This is a genomic window from Siminovitchia thermophila (assembly GCF_016909185.1).
In the GTDB taxonomy this organism is placed as follows: domain Bacteria; phylum Bacillota; class Bacilli; order Bacillales; family Bacillaceae_C; genus Siminovitchia; species Siminovitchia thermophila.
In genome coordinates this window covers 73060-94877 of the sequence record NZ_JAFBFH010000004.1, presented here as the reverse complement: position 1 = coordinate 94877, position 21818 = coordinate 73060, and the positions used below count along the sequence as shown (strand labels likewise).

Below are 21818 nucleotides of genomic sequence, written 5' to 3'. Positions count from 1 at the left end.
AGATAAAAGTGGAAGATTTCTGTCAGAGGAACAAGTGTAAGGGGAATGGTTGGAGCCAAAGGGCCCGGCGCATCGCCAGACCCTTTGCCCACATTATTTTATATTGTAAAACGCATTGACACCCGCGTAGCTCGCCGCATCTCCAAGTACATCTTCGATACGAAGCAGTTGGTTATATTTGGCAACACGGTCCGTGCGGGACGGGGCCCCTGTTTTGATTTGGCCGGCGTTTGTCGCAACGGCGATATCGGCAATTGTGGTGTCTTCCGTTTCACCTGAACGATGGGAAATCACCGCCGTATAGCCGGCACGCTTTGCCATTTCAATCGCATCAAATGTTTCGGTCAACGTGCCGATTTGATTTACTTTAATTAAAATGGAATTGCCAACACCTTCTTCAATACCGCGCGCAAGCTTTTTCGTATTTGTCACAAACAAGTCGTCCCCGACAAGCTGTACCTTGGAGCCGATCCGCTCTGTCAGGAGTTTATGGCCTTCCCAGTCATTTTCATCCAGACCATCTTCGATTGAAATGATCGGATATTTATTGACGAGCTCTTCATACCACTTGACCATTTCTTCAGATGTTCTGACAATTCCCTCACCTTTCAAGTGGTACTTGCCGTCTTCTCTGTTATACATTTCCGAAGAAGCAACATCCATTGCCAACTTGATCTCTTCACCCGGTTTATAGCCGGCTTTTTCAATCGCTGTCATTAACGTTTCAAGCGCTTCTTCGTTGGATTTCAAGTTTGGCGCAAACCCTCCCTCGTCTCCAACGCTTGTACTCAAACCCTTTTCCTTCAAAACAGCTTTTAAGCTGTGAAAAATCTCTGCACCAATGCGGAGCGCCTCTTTAAAGCTGGAAGCTCCGACAGGCATGACCATAAATTCCTGGATATCCACGTTATTATCGGCATGCTCCCCGCCATTTAAAATATTCATCATCGGCACTGGAAGCTGTTTGGCATTAAATCCTCCCAAGTATTGATAAAGTTGCATGTCCAAATAATCCGCAGCAGCATGGGCAACTGCCATGGATACTCCCAAAATGGCATTGGCGCCCAATTTTCCTTTATTATCTGTTCCGTCAAGTTCCATCAACGCCATGTCAATTCCAACCTGATCAGTCACATCGTATCCGATGAGTTCTTCGGCAATCACTTCGTTAACATGGTTGACGGCTTTTTCAACGCCTTTTCCGAAATAGCGGTCTTTGTCGCCATCACGGAGTTCAACTGCTTCATATTCACCAGTGGATGCCCCACTCGGAACAAGAGCCCTTCCGAAAGCTCCTGTCTCTGTATAAACCTCGACTTCCACCGTTGGATTACCGCGGGAATCCAACACTTCTCTGGCATAAACATTTGCTATGAATGGCATCGATATCTCCCCTTAAAAAAATGAAGTTTTATTTGATCAAGCTGCTGCCTGTCATTTCTGGCGGCTGTTCTACATTTAGCAAATCGAGCATCGTTGGCGCAAGATCGGCGAGAATGCCCCCATCGCGAAGCTGAAGGCCATGTTTTGTTACGATAACAGGCACCGGATTGGTCGTATGGGCTGTCATCGGGGTGCCTTCCGGTGTCACAACTTCATCCGCGTTGCCATGATCTGCCGTAATGATCGCCGCTCCCCCTTTTTCCAAAATCAAATCCACTACTTTGCCGAGACATTCATCAACTGCTTCCACCGCTTGTATGGTTGGCTCTAGCATGCCGGAATGTCCGACCATATCAGGATTGGCATAGTTTAAAATAATCACATCGAATATATCTTTTTGGATTTCTTCACATAATGCTTCTGTCACTTCATAAGCGCTCATTTCAGGCTTTAAATCATAAGTGGCCACTTTAGGCGAATCAATCAATATCCGCTTTTCACCCGGAAATGGCGCTTCTCTGCCGCCACTCATAAAAAAAGTAACATGCGGATATTTTTCCGTTTCCGCGATGCGCAGTTGCTGAAGCCCATGACGGGACACTACTTCTCCCAGCGTCTGCTCCAAGTCCACTGTTTTAAAAGCCACATGTCCGTCCACTGTTTCAGAATAGTGGGTCATGCAGACAAAATACAAATCTTTCGGCCTGTTTTTACCTCTGTCAAACGAAGGAAAATCTTTGTTTGTAAACACATTGGAAATTTGGATCGCCCGGTCGGGCCTGAAATTGAAAAAGATGACCGAATCACCACTGTCAATAGTCGCATTTGGTTTTCCATTTTCATCCGTAATAATAGATGGAAGCATAAACTCATCAAATATGCCTTGTTTATAAGAATCTTCCACCATTTGAAGCGGATCTGTGTATTGCGGTCCTTCTCCGAAAGCCATTGCCCGATAGGCTTTTTCCACACGATCCCAACGCTTGTCGCGATCCATTGAATAATACCTGCCGGAAACGGTGGCAAACTTTCCAACACCGCATTCTTTCATTTTCGCTTCTGTTTCTCGAAGGTAACGCTCAGCCGTTTGCGGCCCGACGTCCCGTCCATCCAATATGGCGTGTACATATACGTCTTTTATTCCTTCTTCAACTGCCAGTTTTAATAAAGCATGAAGGTGGTCGATATGACTATGCACGCCTCCATCAGAAAGTAAACCGAGCAAGTGGAGTTTTTTGCCGTTTTTCTTTGCATGGGCAAGGGCTTCCTGAATGGTTTCATTTTTTGCAAATTCACCATTTCGAATGGCAATGTTCACTCTCGTTAAACTTTGGTAAACAATCCGTCCTGCCCCGATATTTAAATGTCCTACTTCGGAATTGCCCATTTGCCCTTCTGGAAGGCCGACTGCTTCACCGCATGCTGTCAGTGTATTATGGGGGTACATATTCCAATAGCGGTCAAAGTTCGGCTTATTTGCCTGGGCAACAGCGTTCCCATGCCCTTCCTCTCTTAATGCGAAGCCGTCTAAAATGATTAAGGCTACTGGGGATTTACCCATTGGCGGCCGCCTCCAATAAGCGAAGGAATGAGTGTGGGTCAAGACTTGCTCCGCCAACCAAAGCCCCGTCAATTTCCGGCTTTGCCATCAATTCATCAATATTGCCGGGATTAACGCTTCCTCCATAGAGAATTTTCACTGATTGTGCCGCAGAACCGGAATAACTGCTTTCAACAACTTGGCGGATATGTCCGCATACCTCATTGGCATCTTCTGCTGTCGATGATTTTCCAGTGCCGATCGCCCAAATAGGCTCATAAGCAATGATCAATTGTTTTACCTGTTCTTCGGTCAACCCTTGAAGGGCTTTTGACACTTGATTAGCCACATGCCCTTTTGTTTCATTTCGCTCCCTCTGCTCCAATGTCTCCCCGACACAGATGATCGGCTTAATGTTATGACGAAAAGCGGCCGCTGTTTTTTTGTTGACGGATTCATCTGTTTCATTAAACATGTCCCTGCGCTCGGAATGGCCGATAATGCAATAAGACACACCTAAATCCTCCAGGGCCGCAGGACTGATTTCTCCCGTAAAGGCTCCGCTTTCTTCATAATGCATAGTCTGCGCTCCAATATGTACATTATAGCCATCAACCGCCGCCAAGAGCCGGTCTAAAAACAGGGCCGGTGCGCAAATGATCGAGTCAACCTTGGAGCGGTCGGGAACAAGCCCTTTTACTTCATTCGCGAAATCGACCGCTTCTTGTATCGTTTTATTCATTTTCCAGTTACCTGCTATCAACGGTTTTCGCATACCATACATCCTTTCTTTTCTGTACGAAAGCACCTGTTATTCGGAATGACGGTCATCCAGCGCAGCAATGCCCGGCAAATCTTTTCCTTCCATAAATTCGAGCGATGCTCCCCCGCCTGTCGAAATATGGTCCATCTTTTCCGAAAGGCCAAAATGTTCCACCGCTCTGGCAGAATCGCCGCCGCCGATGATCGTATATGTATTGTCCGCTTCTGCAAGCGCTTGGGCGACACCTTTCGTTCCTTGAGCGAAAGGCTCCATTTCAAATACACCCATTGGCCCATTCCAAATGACAAGCTTCGATTTTTTTATGACATTGCTGTACAGCTCGGTTGTTTTGGGACCGATGTCCAAGGCTAGCCATCCAGAAGGAATCTGTTCAATATCGACTACCTTCGTTTGAGCATGTTCAGAAAAAGAATCTGCTACAATTGCATCAATCGGCAATAGAAATTGTACGCCTTTTTCCTCCGCTTTTTTCATAAAGCTTTTGGCAAGTTCTATTTTATCTTCTTCAAGCAGCGAATTTCCGATATCGTGACCTTGGGCTTTGACAAACGTAAAGGCAAGCCCGCCACCAATCATTAAATGATCTACTTTGTCAAGAAGATTATCAATAACACCAATCTTGTCCTTCACTTTTGCGCCGCCAATAATCGCCGTAAAAGGCCTCTGAGGATTGGACAATGCGTTGCCCAGCACTTCCAATTCCTTTTCAATTAAAAAGCCGGCAGCGGAAGGCAAGTATTTTGCCACCCCTTCTGTAGAAACATGGGCGCGGTGCGCAGTGCCAAAGGCATCGTTGACATATAGTTCGGCCAGGTTGGCAAACGCCTTCGCAAGCTCCGCATCATTTTTTTCCTCTCCTGGATGAAATCTCACATTTTCCAGCAATAAAATATCGCCTTCCCGGAGTTCGGAAACTTGCTTTTCAACCTCTTCGCCGATGACTTCCCTTGTGTAATGAATGCTTCTCTCCAATAATTCCTCAAGGCGTTTTGCAACCGGCGCCAACCGCAATTCTTCGACAATCTTGCCTTTTGGCCGTCCCATATGGCTTGCCAGTATGACCATTGCGCCATTATCAGACAAATGCCGAATCGTTGGCAAAGCCGCCCGAATCCTTGTATCATCGGCGATCACTCCACCATCCATCGGCACATTAAAATCCACGCGGCAAAAAACTCGTTTCCCTTTTACTTGTAAATCATTTATTGTTTTCTTCCTCACTTGGACAGCCTCCTATTTCAAGCAGAAAATAAGAGAGTGGGTCTTTCCCGCTCCCTTTTTTTATTTCCCCTCTATATTATAGATGCCAACCCGTGATTTATCCAATACTATTCTCCATTTTTCATGCTAATCCGCGTTTGGCGATATATTCCGCCAAATCGACAAGACGATTGGAGTAGCCCGTTTCGTTGTCATACCAAGAGACAACCTTAACCATATTTCCATCTAATACCATCGTCGAAAGAGCATCCACAATGGATGAATGGGCGTTCCCGTTGAAATCCCGGGAAACAAGCGGCGTTTCGCAATAAGCGAGAATACCCGCCAATTCCCCTTCCGCGGCGGCTTGCAATGTTGCATTCACCTCTTCGGCCGTAGCAGGCTTTTCCAGTTCCGCGACCAAATCAACGACTGACACGTTCGGGGTCGGAACCCGCATCGCCATTCCGTTCAACTTGCCTTTTAACTCCGGAAGCACAAGAGAGACAGCTTTTGCGGCGCCTGTTGAAGTCGGAATAATCGATTCGGCGGCAGCTCGAGCCCGTCGGTAATCCTTGTGGGGAAGGTCCAGGATTTGCTGGTCATTCGTATAAGAGTGAACCGTGGTCATCATTCCGCGGCGTATGCCGAACTCCTGATGAAGCACTTTCGCAAGAGGGGCCAGACTGTTTGTTGTACAAGATGCATTGGAAAGAATATGATCATTCGCCGGATCATATTTCTCCTCGTTCACGCCCATGACTATCGTGATATCTTCATCAGTTGCAGGCGCAGATATAATGACTTTTTTTGCCCCAGCCTCCAAATGTTTGGCCGCATCGTTCCGTTTTGTAAAACGGCCAGTTGATTCGATGACAATATCAACACCAAGGTCTCCCCATTTCAATTGAGACGGATCCCTTTCAGCCATCACCTGTAAGCGCTGGCCATCCACTAAGATGTCATTGCCTTCAACTGTAATGTCATTCCGAAGTGTGCCGTGAACCGAGTCATATTTTAGCAAGTGCGCCAACATGTTCGCGTCCGTCAAATCATTCACTGCCACAATGTCGACACTTGGATTGTCCAAGGCCGCCCGAAACACATTTCTGCCAATTCTTCCAAACCCGTTAATTCCTATTTTCACTGTCATCATGTATGTCCTCCTTCAAAGGTTGCTGTTTATATGTTTGTCAGTGCTTTGAACAATTCTTTGGCCGCACCCTCATCTGTAATAAACACCGTGTTGGGTGGAGCACTTTTCATATAAGATTGGATCGCTTTTGCTTTTGACTTTCCTCCGGCAACCGCAACGGCATGACGGGCGCGGTGCAGATCTGCCAATTGCAAGCCGACAGTGGATACCTTATGGACAACTTCTCCCTCGATATTAAAGTAATAGCCAAATGCCTCCCCCACTGCCTGCTCTTTGAGCAGTTTATCCATATCTGCATCGTTCGTGTTTCGCCGTGTTGCCATTTTAATGGCATCCCCGATTCCGTGTAATACGATATTAGCCGATTGAATCAAATTTAATACTTCCGATATATTGGGATCTTGCAAAAGCGACTCACGTACTTTTTCACTCACCTGATCCGGAATATATAATGCCCGATGGCTCCCGCCCGTTTGTTCGGCCATTTTGGCGCAAATAGAGTTGGCTTGATTTTTCACATCATCCCCAACGCCTCCCCGGGCAGGTACAAATAGTATCTGTTTTCCTTTACCGATTTCCCGTGTCATCATTTCCGCGGCGCAGGCCATTGTTGTCCCACCGGTCACGGCAATGATATTTTGGGCTTTCAAAATCTTTTTTAATTGATCGGCACAGGCCTGGCCCAACTCTTCCTTGACAACAGGAGTGTCGTCTGAATCGCCGGGAATAATTTTCACTTCAGCGATTCCGAGCAGCCTGTTCAACTGCTCTTCGAGTTCATGAATCCCTGTTATCCCGCGAACTAATTCAGCCAGCTCCTTCAGTAGCACCATGCCGTCATCTGTAATTTCCATTCCCGCCGGCCGTGCCGATATCAGTTGCCGCTCTTTTAAAAAGTCAACCTCGCTTCTGAGTACACGTTCCGTCATATCGAGCATATGTGCGAGCGGTCTTCTTCCGATAGGTCCTGTCAATTGAATGGACTTTAAAATTTGGTACCGCTTTTGGATGATCTTAAGGAGATCTGGCACCAGCTTTTGTTGAAGTTTTAACAGTTTTTGCAATATGCGACCCCCTCAAAATCGTCCCACATGGACGTTTTTTGTCCCAATTCATCAAAAAAAAAAGAAACCTGTTACCTTCATACTGATTGTAACAGGTACGCAGCAACGTTTCAACTTTCAAATTTACGTAATTGATCTTCTATCGTGACAGGATCGATCATCCCATATTGAACAATTTTTCCACGAATTTCTACTACCGGGATCATTAAGCCGAATTTTTCTGTTAAATCATCACTTTCGTCAATGTCTTTTTCAATTAACTCATACGAATATTTTCGTTGAAGCATTTGTAAAACCAGCAGTCCCTCATCGCAGAGGGGGCATTTTTTTCTTGTATAATAATAAACTTCCATGTTGTATTCCATTCCTTACTCATACCGTTTTCTTTTCGTGGATGAAGGGATGCGGAGCTGTTCCCGATATTTGGCTACCGTTCTTCTGGAGAGCTTCAACCCTTTTTCCTTCAGCCTATCCGCGATTAATTGGTCGGAAAGAGGCTTCTTTTTGTCTTCTTTGGCTATCATTGCCTCGATCAGCGCTTTCGCCTGAGCGGCAGAAGCCTGTTCGGTATCCGAATTGGCTCCGGTTTGGAGAGCTTGCGAGAAGAATCTCTTTAGTTCATGCATACCGCTTGGCGTTTGGATGTATTTGCCTCTAACGGCCCGGCTAACAGTTGATTCATGCATATCAATTTTTTCAGCCACATCCTTTAACGTGAGCGGTTTTAGATAACTCGGGCCTTTTAAAAAGAAATCCTGCTGTTCTTCCAAAATGGCCATGCCCACCTTCATCAAAGTTTGCTTCCGCTGTTCGATACTGCGCACAATCCAGCGGTAATCCTGGCGTTTATCATTTAAAAATTGCTTCACCTTTTCATCCGCAATTTGCGACATCGTATTATAATAGTCTGATTGGTAGCGAATGTCGGGAAGGTTCCTTTCAAACAGACGTAACTCAAGTGTTCCGTCATTGATTTCAAGAATAAGGTCCGGTATGACATATTGTGTCCTCTCATGATCAAACTGGATGCCGGGCCGCGGATCGAGTGTCGTGATAAAATCAGCCGCTTTTTGGATTTCTTGCAAGCTGACAGACAGTTGCTCAGAAAGGAGCTTCCATTTCTTCTCCGCAAACTCTGTGAAAAAGCCCGAGAGCAAATCGATCACAAGCGCCGGTGTGCTTTGCTTTCTTTTTGTTTGGAGCAGCAAACATTCCTGCAATGAACGGGCGGCGATTCCAGCCGGTTCAAGGCTTTGAATGATTTCAAGCACTTCTTCCGCTTCGTTTATAGTTGCTTGTTCGGCAGCAGCCGCTTCCTCCAGGGTAATCGTTAAATAACCGTTAGGATCCAGATTATATATAAACTGCTCTGCCAATTTGCGTTGCTTTTCCGATAACGCTTTCATCAAGAGCTGAGAAAACAAGTGATCCGCCAAATTTTCAGTCGGCTCCGCCATTTGTTCGAGCCACTTCTTTTGATCGTGTTCCTGGTTCGTTATTTTCCGCTTCTTCACCATGTCGTAGCGGGGATCGACGGACTGGACGATCGGTGATTCCAACTGGATGAGCGGATTTTCCATTTCTTTCATTTCAAGAAACGCCGTTAACTCATGGGCAGTGTATTGTAAAATGGTGATTGCTTGCTGCAATTCCTGTGTCATTGTCAAATTAAGCGTCTGTTTCTGTAGTAAAGCCGGTTCCATTTTCATTTGCCCTTCCTCCCCCCACAACTATTTTACTATATTTTGATTTTCGCGTATATAGAATCATTTTCTCGTCGCCTCACCCATCAGGCCTATTTTTCAGCGAACTAGGCCGTTGTACAACCGTTGGACGGTTGTCTTTCATAAGAATGAGTATACGATATTTTAAAAAGGAGGCTTTTTTCATGAGAATGTACCATAAGCCTTGCAGCTGCAAAAAACCGTGTAAGTGCGGCTATCCACCGGTCAAACCGGCTATGCAATTGCCCGCCAAAACGATGCCTGCCCAAATCAGCCCCACTAAGCAAAACACTGAATATGTCGGGCAAGATGTCTATATCCCGGTTATGCACCCGAGCCATACAACCCAAATCAACCATACGACTTATAAATACATGCATTCCTATCCACATACAAAATCTGCCGTCAACTCCATTTCGGAAGAACATTATTGTGTCTGCCCTCCAAAACACCATTGCGGCTGGAAGCATAAAAAATATTGGTAAATATGCAACATAAAGTCCAAATATGGGCTTTTTTCTCATAAAATGTCGAGCCTAATGGCACATGTAATCAATAAAAACTTGTTGTACAATGATGATAAGCAAGGTGAATGGCCTTGTAAATACCCCCTTTTTAGTATAGATGGAGACTTTGCCTCCCAGGAGGTTATCTCCTTTTTTTCTTTCCGTCCGGATATTCCGGGCTTTTTTTTCTAACAAAAAGGAAAAATGGGTCGACTGTACAAAAAAACACCAACAAATGTTGATGATTCAAGGCTTTAACCATTATGGCCATAAAAGATTTTATCGCTTCATATAATCACTTTGCTTGCACCTTGAAGAAATGTAGCTACATGAATGAGATCAGTTAAACCTACTCATATATTGATATTACTCAAGGTTGCGAAAAATGTCGAGAGAAATATTGTCAAGCGCAACAATCCTTACAAAAACGCTCTGCATGATGAGGGATTAAACGCACAATCACATGAATAGCGACTATACAGAGAAAAAATGCATTGGTAAATGTACACGGTTAGCGGACAGGCAAGGTCGAGACTATCCGAAAAGGAAGTATAAAGTCACGACGATTTAATCAAGTACGAAATCCCGGCCAACGCCGGGCCATTTATATGATTTAGTTACCGAGAGCCCGCTTGAGGATTAAGTTATCGCCAATATGTTCTTCATAGGCTACTTGGATATAATGGTAAAAGGTTCGCGCATACAGTGAGAGGGACGTTAAAGTGTATAAAAAACGGGAATCAAAGCGCCCCAGGCGGTTGACTCCCCAAACTTCACTATAATCTGTTTCATGTTATAAAGCACCGGATTCGTGCTAATAAATATAAGTGCTCATTTATTGGCTTTTAATATAGCCAAATGGCAGATCCCTATGGAAAGCGGGAAAGAAAATAATTTAAGAGGCCTTGCCTTTTTTATAGGCTTCTTTATATAATTCACTATACTTTTTATACTCTTTGGGGACTCGACTAGTTGAAAAAAGTTTCTTTCCTTTTTTGAATCCCGCCTTTCTAACTTCTGCTGCTTTTTTATTAGACTTAAACCCTTGCTTAAACCACTTGGAATAATCTTTATTGTTTTTATACTCTTTGGGAACTTTGACACTATAGTTAGTCTTTGCAAACTTTTTTCCCTCTTTAGTGATTGTCTTTTTTATGCCGGACCTGTAACCTTTGTTATAAGCTTTAACATATTCCTCGCGGTCGGTATTGCCAGGATTCATTTCTTCTTTTTTCTTACCGTGGTTTTTCCCCAATTTGTACTGCTCTTTTTTTATTTTTTCTATTCTTTCATCGTTGCCCGACTTAAAACCTTCTTTGAAAACGTCTACTCTATGATCCGGAACTTGATCTACATTAAGTTCTTCTTGATGTAATCCTTGATCATATCCCTTTTGATAATAATCTTTTTCATCTTGCTTATCGTTCCAGGTATCGTTATAACTTTTTTTAAACCCTTCCACGTAATGTGTTGACTTGTCGTTAAGATATTTATCAGGATCATTTACATTTTCCTCGAAATCTTTTGCAGCTTGGGCGGCTCCTTCTTTTACCCCCAATTGCCTCTCTTGTTCAGCCTTCTGTTTTTCTTCTTCCGCTTTTTTTCTTTCTTCTTCCGCTTTTTGTCTAGCTAATTCCTCTTGTTTGCGTTGTTCCTCCGTTTGCTTATTCACATTTGGAGTTTGAGTGGGTGCGCTGTTATTGGATGAACCTCCTCCCCCTCCGGAACTGCCACCATTATGATAATGATATTCTCCTTGCTTTAACCCCCACTTTTCGCAATTCGTTCTACAAGTATGCCCTCCATTTGCATCAGTTCTGCCAGGATGAGCATGAGAATAGCTTGGAATAATGAGCATAAAAATGAGAATGCAACATATCCCTGAAAAAATTTTTCTAAACAAGAGTATCTCCCCCTTCCACATACTGTATTTCGACAAAAGGATATATTTTTCTGCAACTAATTGCCCAAAATAACGTCCTCTCATAAAAGTTTTTTCGTGTTTTTTGATGTATCGTGTTTCATTTTTGTAAATATCCTTTTTGGATGCTACCCCTTATTGTTATAATAGAAGCGAGGTGTTTCTTAATGAGCAATCATACATCATCCAAAGATGAAAGCTTTGGATCAAAGGTTTTTATTATTACGATCCTTACTTTATTGGTAGTAGGGGCAATTGCTTTTGTAATAGCAATTTATTATTTTGGGATTCTAGGTTTATTCAGCATATTAGGCGTCAAATACGATACTCTTTGGTCACTGTTTTTGTTTACCCTATTTTATTTTCTTTTAGGAATTATTGGCGATGGTGTCGTAAAAGTTTTGCTCTCTTTAATGAAGATTTCCGGAAAATGGTCAAAACTCCATATGAAAATGGGCCTATTCATGTTTTCATTTTTAGTAAACTGGGCTATCATTTCCTTTTTGGATGCATTCATGAATTCTATTGATTTGCAGTTCATTACGAAAATGATATTATCTTTAATTTTTGCAATAATAGATTTCGCAATGGAAACAGACGAAAAAAAGTCAGTGTAAAGTTGAATATTTTCATTGGGCATCATGACCACCTTTAACACTTTTTAAAGGCCCTCGTCGTTTCAATATCGGCCATGACCCATTCAATTTTCTGGAAGTTTATACAAATCATCGTAGGGTATTCAGCAATAAACTGGCCGTTCACATTCAAAGAATGTAAAGGATATCGAATCATTCCTTAAACAATTTTCGGCCTTATAGGATCCAATAACTAGTAAAGTTCGCAATTGTGAGAGCTTGGGAGCTGAGAAATATAAGCGGAAAGGCGAAGTAAATCCCTTTACAATCAGTATAATGAAACTTTATTTTAGTTATAGTTTTGTTTAATGAATTACCCACCTCAGTTGCTTGCAAGGTGAGGGCCTGAAAGTACAAAATCAGCCGAAGGAAAACACTTTGTTTTCTTCCGACTGATAGATTTTTGGGGCTTTTTAGAAGATCCCTGTTTGGCTTACAGTTTATCGAACACGCTCCAAGGGAGTCTGGCTCTCGCCAGGAAGCATGTTTCACAATATCGCTGATTCGTCGAGTATCATTTACCTTCACGCAATCTATACTGATAAAACATCAGAAAACCCTTAAATACTAGGACTGCGCCAATCGTATTACATGCTATCCTTAACCAATTGATGACCAAAAATTCGCGGGCGGTTTGTTTAAGAAAAGCAACTGAATGTACTTTATTTCCTTCGATAAACATAATCTCGTTTCGGGGCCATTCGAACACCATTGATATCAACCCTAATAAAATCATCACCATAATGCTTCCTAATATCCAGTAACGCGCTGCTTTTGCTTCCCAACTCAGGATTAAAGCTCCCAGGCCAGTCAACCAGCTTGCCAATCCAAGAGGAGGAAAGAAAGTGTGTGGACTGGCCACTTTCATAAAGTCCATTGAAATTTCAAATGAATTTGGAACATCGTGAAATATATTAGGATACACCATAAAAACTTCCAGAGCAAAAGCCCCCAACATAATCAACGTTACCCACAGGTAGGATAACATAAAGACATAAGCTATCTTTTGCTTCATTTTATTTCCTCTTTTCTAGTAGGGTAATGAAAATGCCATATACTTAATCTTTTATCCTCAGTAAAAAGATGGCATATGCTTTTTTCTGAGCTCAATTCCACAGCCAGAGTGAGTTCTATTACGTCCATTTTCATCAAATTGGCAAAAGTCTTTATAACCTGCCCATCCTGTAAAGGCAGCCTTCCGTTCATGCCCAACATCTGGAAACCTCATGATTGGCATTTTCTACAACGGTAACTATCTTATATATCCAATCCATAATACCTGTTATCAGATGGCTTCATCTCTAGACTCGCATTTTCATTTTATTCTCTTCGGTACTTTAAAACCGGAACCATAATAGATGAAATAACAGCAAGATAGATTGGCAAAAATTGAACCCCTATTGCTTTTTCAAATAGAATAACTCCAATCCCCCCTACTATATTTGATAATAGAAGCCCGGCAACAAAACCGCCGACAGCACCGATCAAAACCAACGAAATGAGTCCTCTCTTCTTATTCTCCACTTTTTTATCGGTTTTCTGCCCGCCTCTTTTGTACACTTTCACTAAACCAACACCTGTTACACACATTAAAAGTAAGCCCACAACCGGGTGAAGGGCGCCTAACCAGCCAACTTTCCAGCCCGAATTTGCAGTTAGGTACATCAAGAAAATGAGAAGAAAAATAGCCAACAACTCTTTGTAAATAAGGCCAAAAAATCTTCCCATCATTGAACAAATGATCATCAGTATAGGGAGCGTATAGCCAAACAAATGGACAAAATTTCTATGGGCGGCCCATGTTGCCGGATCTTTAAAAATAGACAAACCTGCCAGCAAAAATTGAATCAATAAACAAACTAAAAAAATAAAGCCCAATCCTATATACGTATTTTGAAGTAACGGCCTTCGTGACATTGTTTCATTCATATGATTCCCTCCGGTTTACGTTATTTACAACGTCATTTTATCCAGCCATTCTAACAACACTCTTATGAATTTCTTACATAAATATTAAATGTGGTTTTTTACAAAAAAAGCCGGGACAGAACCCTATAAAAATGAAAAGACCGCATGGAATCAAGTTTAGAAAACCTTGATTTCACGCGGTTTAGGTTTTATTCTCACGATTTTTAAGAATATCCATTAGCTTTCAACTTTTGTCCCGGTTCCTGCTTATCGTTTCAATCGGTACCCAACACCCCAAACGGTTTCAATATATTCTGGTTGGGAGGGGTTTTCCTCCATTTTTTCTCTAAGTCTTCTGATGTGTACCGTAACAGTCGTAATGTCGCCATAAAAATCAAATCCCCACACCTGTTCCAACAAATGTTCTTTGCTGAAGACCTGATTTGGTGAAGAAGCTAAAAAGACAAGCAAGTCGAACTCTTTGGCTGTCAATATTTTTTCCTGATCATGTACATATACTTTCCGAGTAGCAGGCTGTATGAGCAAATCTCTTATTTTTATTTCGTCCAGTGCTTTTTGGTCGCGGGATACAAGGCGGTCATATCTTGCTATATGAGCCTTTACCCTAGCTATTAATTTATTCGGATTGAAAGGTTTCTCAATATAGTCATCCGCACCACGCCCTAGTCCCCTAATCATGTCTATGTCTTCATTTTTAGCAGTCACCATGATGATTGGGATATCGGATATATCTCTCATTTGTTTGCAAATTTCGTAACCATCACTGTCGGGAAGCATAACATCTAAAAGAACTAACCGATACGATTTTTCTTTAAATAATTTGAGTCCTTCCCGCCCGTTTGTGGCAATATCAACTTCATATCCGTTCAATTCAAGATAGTCCCGCTCCAGCTCGGCAATACTCAGTTCATCTTCAATCACCAATATCCTGCTCAACATGATCCGCCTCCACTCGCTTTTTCAAAGTGAAATATATACGTAATCCTTGTCCAATATCACCTCTTGCCCAAACTGCCCCGCCGTGGCCATCAATGATTTTTTTAACGATCGCCAAGCCCAGTCCACTGCCTCCCGTAGTTGAATTGCGGGACACATCGGTGCGATAGAAACGGTCAAACAGATAGGGCAACTCATCTCTTGAAACACCCATCCCATTATCTTGAATTTCAATCAGCACCTCTTTGTTGTTTGATGTCAACTTGAATTTCAAATGTTTATTTTCCTTATCCATAAAACTAATGCTGTTTTGGACAATATTGGCAACGACACGATTCAGTTTTTCTCGATCGGCCATAACCAAATAAGAATGGCTGCGATCATATTCCAACGTTATGTGAATGTTTCGCTTGGCCAAATGGGGGCGTAAATCTTCCAAATAATCTTCGAAATACGCTAACAAATCCAATTCACGCATTTCATAAGGAACATGGGGTAAATCCAGTTTGGAGTACAGGAGCAGCTCGGAAATTAATGATTCCATTTCATCAGCTTTTTTTTCAACGATCTTTATATAGCGATCCATCTTTTCAGGTGTATTGGCTACTCCATCAGAAATGCCCCGAATGTATCCCTTGATGCTTGTCAAAGGGGTTTTCAAGTCATGCGAGATACTCGCTATTAACTCCTTCTGGTTTTCTTCATATTGTTTTTGTATATCATGTGCTTCCTTTAACTTACGCCTCATAATTTCAAAAGCATGGGCAAGTTCACTTAATTCATCGTTTGAACCTGTTACCTCCACTTTCGCATCAAGGTTTCCACTGCTGATTTCACGGGTCGCCTTCTTTAAATTTCGGAGTGGATTAATAATACTTTTTGACACTAAAAATGTCAAAAGCCCATTCGTTAAGATAAGTACAAAGATTAAAATGAAAAGCCTAATCGACAGAAAAAAATCCAGTGATGCTTTATTGATCTCACCTTTCAAAGGATAAAACAAAATATATCCAATAATCATTTCCAAAACAATAAATAAAATAACAGGAATGATCACCATGCCTATATTTGATAAAAGTAAACGTTTTTTGATGGACATCTATTCACCCCAATAATGAACTGCTATATAAAAGTGACTCAAACGGAGTGTACGAAACGAATCTTTTACACTCATTATTATCATTACCGATCTGATAACTTTTACAGAGATCAAACATACGCTCTTCAATGATGGGCGCTTTTGCGGGATTTAACCTTGAGGTATTTCAACTACTCTCCTTTCGCCTTCCCTGCTTTGAGCGTTGTCGGCTCATCAGCGAAAGTAATGGAAGAATGATTGATGAAAGCTCTCGCAAGTGCCAACCGTTGATATTGTTTTGGGAAATGATGCTTGGCCGCCTCTCCCATCCAGACTCATATCGACATGCCGGACTCCCAGTTTAAAGACTTGGAATCCACGGCCGATGGTGAGTCTGCCTATCGGCGCCATTAAATAGCTTTTTCCAGAACGTAAGGACCTTAACTGCCAATGAAAAAACTTTCAGAACCTTTGCTTGCGCATCTCCATTATGTTCCAATTTTAAAATGTCATTTCTCATTATTCAATCCTCTCCCTGGCCTCTAACGGATCCATCTTCATGACGTTCCAGAGCAAGTTTCAGTCAGCAGCAATAAACAGCAGTATGCCCACGGCAGCTCTATCGGAAAACGCTAGCCCGCTTCTTTTCCGTATCAGCAACAGATAGTAATTCCTCCGTTGCTCGGGTGCCATTTCGAATACATCAAAATCGTAAACAAAGATTCTAACCAAACAATTACGAAGTGATTACATTTTTCTTAAATCCTTAAAAAAAGCGTTTCACTCTCAATCGGGTTCTAAACGACTCCTCCTTCATCACTTATTTTTGAAAGAATAAAAAAGGGCCGGGACATAAGCAAATATGAAATAGCAAAGGGGCCCGGACAAAACCCTGTAAAAATGAAATAAACCACGTGGAATCAAGTTTAAAACCTTGATTTCACGTGGTTTTATTCTCACGATTTTACGAATATGAATCAGCTTTCAACTTATGTCCCAGCCGTTGAACGAACATTCTGTAGGAGATGGAAAAATCGCCTACAGAATGAAGTTTTACTTTATCCCGTATGTAAGGTGCCGTTAGACTCCCACTTCAAAAACTTGAGTGAATACAAAAGGTCTAAGTGTGAGAAAACGGCACCTAAATGCCCGATTGGTTCAACTACCATTCAGTAGTAGCCCTACTGAATGAAGTTTCACTTTATTGTTCGTTTTTTCATCAGCTGATTTAGTTATGTCCCAGCATCAAAAATTTTTGCGGTAATACCATATCAACTGCCATCTTACAATCGCTCTTAAACGCCACGCCTGTTTCCCCAAATCAACGTATGAAGCTGGGGCAGGACTTTCACATTCCTCCATTCGTTATCTGCTACTACTTTATGAACAAGCCATTCGTATTTCTGCAATAACCGTTCAACGAGCTGTTGATTGTCACGTGTTTGATGATCGGCGTTTCCTACCTGCAGATAAAATGGAATTTCCGGGTATCGATAGTGCACTTGTTTTGCATAGTCGAAATCCCGGTCATCAAAAACAACGACCTTTAAACTACTGCTATGCGTTGGGCCAGCTTTTTTTAGTTTGTCAAAAATCATATCAAGCGCGGAAAAGTTCGTTACCATCCCAGAGCTTGGCGGCTTTGGAGAAATCGTTAATTCATCAATTTCCAAAAACCAATCCTGCCACTTGCTTCCTTGTGTTTCCAAGCCGATTTGTACGTTGTTCTTTTTTAATAGGTTGATGAAATAGCTGAGGTTTTTTAATAATGCGGGATTGCCGCCAGATATCGTCACGAAAGTAAAACCATCACCGCCAAGTAACTTGAGCTCTTGCCAAATTTCTTCCGCGTCCATGAGCTTGATCGTATCTTTTCCTGAACCGTCCCACGTAAAAGCAGAATCACACCATGAACAAGAGTAGTCACAACCAGCTGTTCGGACAAACATCGTCTTTTGGCCGATAACCATCCCTTCTCCTTGAATCGTTGGTCCAAAAATTTCTATTACAGGTACTTTACTCAACTTCCATCCACTCCCGTCTAGCTTCCGCGTAACTAGTAGGGGTTTCATACAAACGAACAAATTCCACCTTTACATCATTATATGTTCCTGCCCTCTTTTTCAAAGAATCTCTCATTTTTTCATATATCCAAACAACCATGTTTTCAGCAGTTGTATTCATTTTTGGCAAGGTTTCATTTAAATAGCGGTGATCAAGTTGAATTTCAATTTCCTCTTTCCAAATCTCTTTGATTTCCCCAAAATCAATCACAAGACCTATTTCGTCGACAAACCCGCTAATACCAAATATGACTTTATAAGTGTGCCCGTGCAGATTTTTGCATTTCCCGTCATAACAGTGAAGATGATGGGCCGCATCAAAGGTAAACTCCTTACTGACAAGTACGCGTTTATGATGGTATGTAAGTTCATCTTTTTGAATATCCCGGCCCAGCTTTTGTAAATCTTCTACAATTCGAAACCCGAAAAAGTCTTTGCCCATCATGCCTCCCCTCCTTTTCGTGTTGTAAGGTATTTTTCTAGCCCCTTGTTTCTCAACTGACATGCAGGACAGTCGCCACAGCCATCACCGATGATTCCTTCGTAGCATGTCAATGTTTTATCTCGGATGTAATCTAACACATGTAATTCATCGGCTAGTTTCCAAGTTTCTTCTTTGTCTAGCCACATGAGTGGAGTATGAATGACAAACTGCTTGTCCATTGACAAATTAATAGACACATTTAGAGATTTTATAAAAGCGTCCCTACAATCGGGGTATCCGCTAAAGTCCGTTTCACTCACACCCGTTATAATGTGCTTCGCATTCACTTGGCTTGCCAAAACAGCGGCAAATGAAAAGAAGAGCAAGTTCCTCCCTGGAACAAACGTCGAAGGCAACTCTCCATCTTCTTCGTTTGTTATTTCAATTTGATCCCTTGTCAAAGCATTCGGAGCTAATTGATTTAGCAGCTGCATATCCAACAAATGATGTTTGACATGTAACTCTTGTGCTATCGCTTTGGCACACTCAATCTCTTTTCTATGCCTTTGCTGATAATCAAATGTTACAGCTTCTACTTCCTTAAACGTTTTTAATGCCCAAAATAAACACGTCGTACTATCTTGTCCACCACTAAAAACCACAATCGCTTTTTCATTCTTTAGCATTGATAAACTCCTTTACAAAAAAGAAAAAACAATACCCCCAAGATAGAAGTATTGCTTCTGCTTAGTTTTTTTAACGAGGGGGGCTAGAACCTCTACCACATATTATCGAGTTGTCAACTCATTATAGCATAAACGAAAAATACTTTGGAGACTGCCCCTCCGGTCGGATATCAGTCTCCCTATCGCCAACTATGATGGTGCATATTCTTTTTAGTAGCTATTTCAATTCAACAACGGAAACTTAATAAAGCCTTTTCGTATAACTTTCTTCTAACATATTAACAACATCTTGATTTGACATTTTCGAGTGAGCAGATAAAATGGTTGAAGCAGAAGGCAATGTTTCTTTATCTTCCCAGAAATCCGGTTGCCATAAATGAGAGCGTTTAAATGCTTTGGCACAATGGATAAAACATTCTGCCACTTCTACACCAATACCTAATAGTGGTTTTCGTTCTTTCACTTTCAATTTTTCAAGAAGTTCTTCATCTTTCACTAAGACTGCCTTGCCATCCACTCTCAGCGTTTCTTCCATACCTGGGATGATAAAAAGAAGGCCCACTCTGGGATTGGATAAAGTGAAACTTCATTCAGTAGGCGTTTTCTTCCTTCTCCTACTGAATGTTAGTTGAACGAATCGGGCATTTAGGTGCCGTTTGCTCTCACTTAGACCTTTTGTATCAACTCAGGTCTTGAAGCGGGAGTATTACGGCACCTTACATGCGGGATAAAATATTACGCATAGAATCAATTCTTCTATTTCCCGGTCTTTCTGGTATAATCAAATGCTTTTCATCTAAGACAAGAACAAACCCTGGCATGTCTCCCCTTGGAGAAGCATCGCAATAACCAGCTTCATCTGCTGTGGAAATAACTAAAAATGGTGATTTAGAAATAAAGTTTGAACAATGATCATCTACATATGTAATAACCTTATTTTTTACTATTGTACTAGGGAACCCTACAATGGTACGAAGTTCTTCTTCAGATTCAATCGTTTGGCTAAACCGTTGAGTAACCCCCATTCCGAATCACTCCTCCTTTATTACCTTTATTATATACACAAAAGCAGTTCTACCTGCACCTTTCACTTATTTTTATCCACCAATTAAGCCCGCCTTTACAGCGGCTGGGAAACATATTATGTAAGCATATGAAAAAATTGCCGCAAACACTTGCATGTTAGTAAGATACCATGTAAGGTTATATAATGGGTGTGTAATGTTTAATTCCAACAAGACATATGAAGAGAAAGTAGATCATTAGTGTGGCTGAGATAATGGATAAACATAGATTCAAGCGATCAGACATCACCGAATAAAAAATGTTTGATTTTAAAAAATATGAATCTCGACAAATATATTTTCGCGGATAATAAGTGGTCCATTCTAAAAAATTTGAATGTTATCTTACATAAAAAATTTTAGACAAAAACTAGATATATTGTCTCATTACATTTTTACGACATACTTATGTTCTCTTTGTTTTTATTCGAGTTGTTCTGCTCTATACATAAATACAGATGATCTTGACTTTCTCAGGAAAACGAGCAGAGCGAATGTATCGACACCTTCATGAAAATGAAGATGTAACCATTATACATGCTGTAAACAAGACCTTTTTCTTGTTTATATAAAAATAACATACAGGGGGGTGCACAGTTGAAAAGGACTACTGAATTTGTGCTAGGTTTAATCGGCAGCATTTTTGGTTTTTTTGGAGCAATAATGGCTTTGTTTATTGGCGGAGTAGACGCTACAATTAATAGCTCGGGAGAAAGCTCCATCATCAGCTCGGGTTGGGTTGCAATTGCTCTATCCATTTTGGGCATCATCGGCTCTGTCATGGTAAAAGGGAAACCAAAAGTCGGCGGGATACTTATGTTAGTATCTGCAATAGGCGGATTAATCTCTATTTTTTTACTTTACTTGTTGCCTTTTGTGCTGTTATTGATTGCAGGTTTAATGGGTATTTTTAGAAAAACAAAACCAAAAACAGAAATGATAAGTGCATAATATTCATACAAATTAGGGGGATTCATATGTTTAAAAAGTCATGGTTGTTTTTAGTATTTTTAATTTTAGGCTTGATGCTAGGAGCTTGCGGATCATCTGATGTAGGTACAGGCGGAGAAGGAAACACAGCTGAAAAGAAAGAAGAAGCAGGTAAAAAAGAAGAAAACAAAGAGGAAAGCAAAGATGATGGAGCCAAAAAGTTTGACGCTTCCGATCAGTCTACAGAAGTTTTGGGCATGAAGGTTGCGCTTGGTGAAATCAAAATTGCCGAGGATAAAGTTTCTGTAGGTATGAACATAGAAAATACTACAGGCGCTGCTCTAAATTTTTACCCTGACCAGGGCCAAGCTATAATTGGCGACATGCAATTAGATGCAAATTTGTTTATGACTTCCGGTAAAGTCGGCGGTGAAGTTCAGGGTGGCGTGAAACAAGATGGAGTAATAGAATTTTTAGCTCCTGAAGGAAAGAAAATCGATGTTGAATCTATAACTAGCATTAAATTGGTTTTTGGAGATATCACTACTGCCGATTTTATGCAAACTGAGCCTGTAAGCTTTGAAGTTCCTGTAAAGTAATGAAAGAAGCCCGAAAGGGCTTTTTTTTATGCAAATATCAGTGAGAAACTTGAAATGTGTGCAAAAGAAGTAAAAAAAGCAACAATCTGTTGTTTATATAGGAAGAAAACGTAGTATTTAATTTTTTAAAGACCGTTTGTATTCGGAAGTAAATCAGTCAAAACGCTATTAGAATAAAAGGAGTGAGCAAAAGCGG

21 protein-coding genes and 1 pseudogene are annotated in these 21818 nt (G+C 41.4%); 4 read left to right on the top strand and 18 right to left on the bottom strand.

Annotated elements, in window-relative coordinates; translation table 11 throughout:
• Positions 1–93 precede the first annotated feature (93 nt).
• The 8 genes from eno to rpoN form a co-directional block, all read right to left on the bottom strand.
• A complete protein-coding gene (eno, locus tag JOC94_RS04180) occupies positions 94–1383 on the bottom strand; it encodes a phosphopyruvate hydratase (RefSeq protein WP_077112850.1) in 1290 nt (429 codons plus the stop codon).
• Between the two features lie 28 nt (positions 1384–1411).
• The gene (gene gpmI / locus JOC94_RS04175) at positions 1412–2944 is read right to left on the bottom strand and encodes a 2,3-bisphosphoglycerate-independent phosphoglycerate mutase (RefSeq protein WP_205178777.1); all 1533 of its coding nucleotides are present in this window, start codon (positions 2942–2944) and stop codon (positions 1412–1414) included.
• Positions 2937–3698: a triose-phosphate isomerase gene (tpiA, locus tag JOC94_RS04170; RefSeq protein WP_077112852.1), complete on the bottom strand. Its 762-nt coding sequence runs from the start codon at positions 3696–3698 to the stop codon at positions 2937–2939. Before tpiA ends, gpmI begins: the two co-directional genes overlap by 8 nt.
• A gap of 36 nt (positions 3699–3734) precedes the next feature.
• Entirely contained in the window at positions 3735–4928 is a 1194-nt protein-coding gene (locus JOC94_RS04165) for a phosphoglycerate kinase (protein WP_205178775.1), read from the bottom strand.
• A gap of 121 nt (positions 4929–5049) precedes the next feature.
• Positions 5050–6060, bottom strand: coding sequence for a type I glyceraldehyde-3-phosphate dehydrogenase (gene gap, locus JOC94_RS04160; protein WP_205178799.1), 1011 nt, complete (start codon positions 6058–6060; stop codon positions 5050–5052).
• Between the two features lie 29 nt (positions 6061–6089).
• Positions 6090–7127 (bottom strand): sugar-binding transcriptional regulator, encoded by a 1038-nt coding sequence (locus JOC94_RS04155; RefSeq protein ID WP_077112918.1) that lies wholly within the window; start codon positions 7125–7127, stop codon positions 6090–6092.
• A 110-nt stretch (positions 7128–7237) separates the two neighbouring features.
• Positions 7238–7480, bottom strand: coding sequence for a glutaredoxin family protein (locus tag JOC94_RS04150; protein WP_205178773.1), 243 nt, complete (start codon positions 7478–7480; stop codon positions 7238–7240).
• Between the two features lie 15 nt (positions 7481–7495).
• Complete coding sequence (gene rpoN, locus JOC94_RS04145) at positions 7496–8836, bottom strand: RNA polymerase factor sigma-54 (RefSeq protein ID WP_205178771.1); 1341 nt, start codon at positions 8834–8836, stop codon at positions 7496–7498.
• Positions 8837–9015: 179 nt separating this feature from the next.
• On the opposite strand from rpoN, the gene JOC94_RS04140 reads away from it, so the two are divergent.
• Entirely contained in the window at positions 9016–9336 is a 321-nt protein-coding gene (locus tag JOC94_RS04140; RefSeq protein WP_083717621.1) for a CotD family spore coat protein, read from the top strand.
• A gap of 916 nt (positions 9337–10252) precedes the next feature.
• Here the strand turns inward: JOC94_RS04140 and JOC94_RS04135 are convergent.
• Complete coding sequence (locus tag JOC94_RS04135) at positions 10253–11260, bottom strand: YHYH domain-containing protein (protein WP_236016966.1); 1008 nt, start codon at positions 11258–11260, stop codon at positions 10253–10255.
• A gap of 185 nt (positions 11261–11445) precedes the next feature.
• Here JOC94_RS04135 and JOC94_RS04130 point away from each other — a divergent pair, with 185 nt between their 5' ends.
• Positions 11446–11895, top strand: a complete 450-nt coding sequence (locus JOC94_RS04130; protein ID WP_205178763.1) for a YrvL family regulatory protein — start codon at positions 11446–11448, stop codon at positions 11893–11895.
• 532 nt (positions 11896–12427) lie between these two features.
• On the opposite strand, the gene JOC94_RS04125 is transcribed toward JOC94_RS04130, so the two are convergent.
• The 9 genes and pseudogenes from JOC94_RS04125 to JOC94_RS23470 all read right to left on the bottom strand — a co-directional run bounded on the left by JOC94_RS04125 (position 12428) and on the right by JOC94_RS23470 (position 20054).
• Positions 12428–12928 carry a hypothetical protein gene (locus tag JOC94_RS04125; RefSeq protein ID WP_077112859.1) on the bottom strand — a complete coding sequence of 167 codons (501 nt, stop codon included), beginning with the start codon at positions 12926–12928 and terminating at the stop codon, positions 12428–12430.
• A 305-nt stretch (positions 12929–13233) separates the two neighbouring features.
• Positions 13234–13842, bottom strand: coding sequence for a DUF5957 family protein (locus tag JOC94_RS04120; protein WP_205178761.1), 609 nt, complete (start codon positions 13840–13842; stop codon positions 13234–13236).
• Positions 13843–14088: 246 nt separating this feature from the next.
• Positions 14089–14778: a response regulator transcription factor gene (locus tag JOC94_RS04115; protein ID WP_077112921.1), complete on the bottom strand. Its 690-nt coding sequence runs from the start codon at positions 14776–14778 to the stop codon at positions 14089–14091.
• Entirely contained in the window at positions 14756–15877 is a 1122-nt protein-coding gene (locus tag JOC94_RS04110) for a sensor histidine kinase (RefSeq protein ID WP_205178759.1), read from the bottom strand. The genes JOC94_RS04115 and JOC94_RS04110 overlap by 23 nt, the downstream gene beginning before the upstream one ends.
• A 340-nt stretch (positions 15878–16217) precedes the next feature.
• On the bottom strand, positions 16218–16376 hold the full coding sequence (locus tag JOC94_RS04105; protein WP_205178757.1) for a hypothetical protein: 159 nt from the start codon (positions 16374–16376) through the stop codon (positions 16218–16220).
• A 775-nt stretch (positions 16377–17151) separates the two neighbouring features.
• On the bottom strand, positions 17152–17880 hold the full coding sequence (gene queE, locus JOC94_RS04100) for a 7-carboxy-7-deazaguanine synthase QueE (protein ID WP_077112864.1): 729 nt from the start codon (positions 17878–17880) through the stop codon (positions 17152–17154).
• Positions 17873–18361, bottom strand: coding sequence for a 6-carboxytetrahydropterin synthase QueD (gene queD, locus JOC94_RS04095; RefSeq protein ID WP_205178789.1), 489 nt, complete (start codon positions 18359–18361; stop codon positions 17873–17875). The genes queE and queD overlap by 8 nt, the downstream gene beginning before the upstream one ends.
• Positions 18361–19029, bottom strand: a complete 669-nt coding sequence (queC, locus tag JOC94_RS04090; protein ID WP_205178755.1) for a 7-cyano-7-deazaguanine synthase QueC — start codon at positions 19027–19029, stop codon at positions 18361–18363. Before queC ends, queD begins: the two co-directional genes overlap by 1 nt.
• 241 nt (positions 19030–19270) lie before the next feature.
• Positions 19271–20054: pseudogene (locus JOC94_RS23470) on the bottom strand (pyridoxamine 5'-phosphate oxidase family protein).
• 636 nt (positions 20055–20690) lie between these two features.
• On the opposite strand from JOC94_RS23470, the gene JOC94_RS04075 reads away from it, so the two are divergent.
• Positions 20691–21044, top strand: a complete 354-nt coding sequence (locus JOC94_RS04075) for a DUF4064 domain-containing protein (RefSeq protein WP_077112867.1) — start codon at positions 20691–20693, stop codon at positions 21042–21044.
• A 26-nt stretch (positions 21045–21070) separates the two neighbouring features.
• Positions 21071–21622 carry a hypothetical protein gene (locus JOC94_RS04070; RefSeq protein ID WP_077112868.1) on the top strand — a complete coding sequence of 184 codons (552 nt, stop codon included), beginning with the start codon at positions 21071–21073 and terminating at the stop codon, positions 21620–21622.
• The last annotated feature ends 196 nt before the right edge of the window (positions 21623–21818 follow it).

Coding starts and splice junctions, on each gene's coding strand:
- JOC94_RS04150 (WP_205178773.1), bottom strand. CDS start 7,480: ATGGAAGTTTATTATTATACAAGAAAAAAATGCCCCCTCTGCGATGAG.
- rpoN (WP_205178771.1), bottom strand. CDS start 8,836: ATGAAAATGGAACCGGCTTTACTACAGAAACAGACGCTTAATTTGACA.
- queC (WP_205178755.1), bottom strand. CDS start 19,029: ATGCTAAAGAATGAAAAAGCGATTGTGGTTTTTAGTGGTGGACAAGAT.
- JOC94_RS04070 (WP_077112868.1), top strand. CDS start 21,071: ATGTTTAAAAAGTCATGGTTGTTTTTAGTATTTTTAATTTTAGGCTTG.
- JOC94_RS04120 (WP_205178761.1), bottom strand. CDS start 13,842: ATGAATGAAACAATGTCACGAAGGCCGTTACTTCAAAATACGTATATA.
- gap (WP_205178799.1), bottom strand. CDS start 6,060: ATGACAGTGAAAATAGGAATTAACGGGTTTGGAAGAATTGGCAGAAAT.
- gpmI (WP_205178777.1), bottom strand. CDS start 2,944: ATGGGTAAATCCCCAGTAGCCTTAATCATTTTAGACGGCTTCGCATTA.
- JOC94_RS04140 (WP_083717621.1), top strand. CDS start 9,016: ATGAGAATGTACCATAAGCCTTGCAGCTGCAAAAAACCGTGTAAGTGC.
- eno (WP_077112850.1), bottom strand. CDS start 1,383: ATGCCATTCATAGCAAATGTTTATGCCAGAGAAGTGTTGGATTCCCGC.
- queD (WP_205178789.1), bottom strand. CDS start 18,361: ATGGGCAAAGACTTTTTCGGGTTTCGAATTGTAGAAGATTTACAAAAG.
- JOC94_RS04130 (WP_205178763.1), top strand. CDS start 11,446: ATGAGCAATCATACATCATCCAAAGATGAAAGCTTTGGATCAAAGGTT.
- JOC94_RS04110 (WP_205178759.1), bottom strand. CDS start 15,877: ATGTCCATCAAAAAACGTTTACTTTTATCAAATATAGGCATGGTGATC.
- tpiA (WP_077112852.1), bottom strand. CDS start 3,698: ATGCGAAAACCGTTGATAGCAGGTAACTGGAAAATGAATAAAACGATA.
- JOC94_RS04125 (WP_077112859.1), bottom strand. CDS start 12,928: ATGAAGCAAAAGATAGCTTATGTCTTTATGTTATCCTACCTGTGGGTA.
- JOC94_RS04105 (WP_205178757.1), bottom strand. CDS start 16,376: ATGAGAAATGACATTTTAAAATTGGAACATAATGGAGATGCGCAAGCA.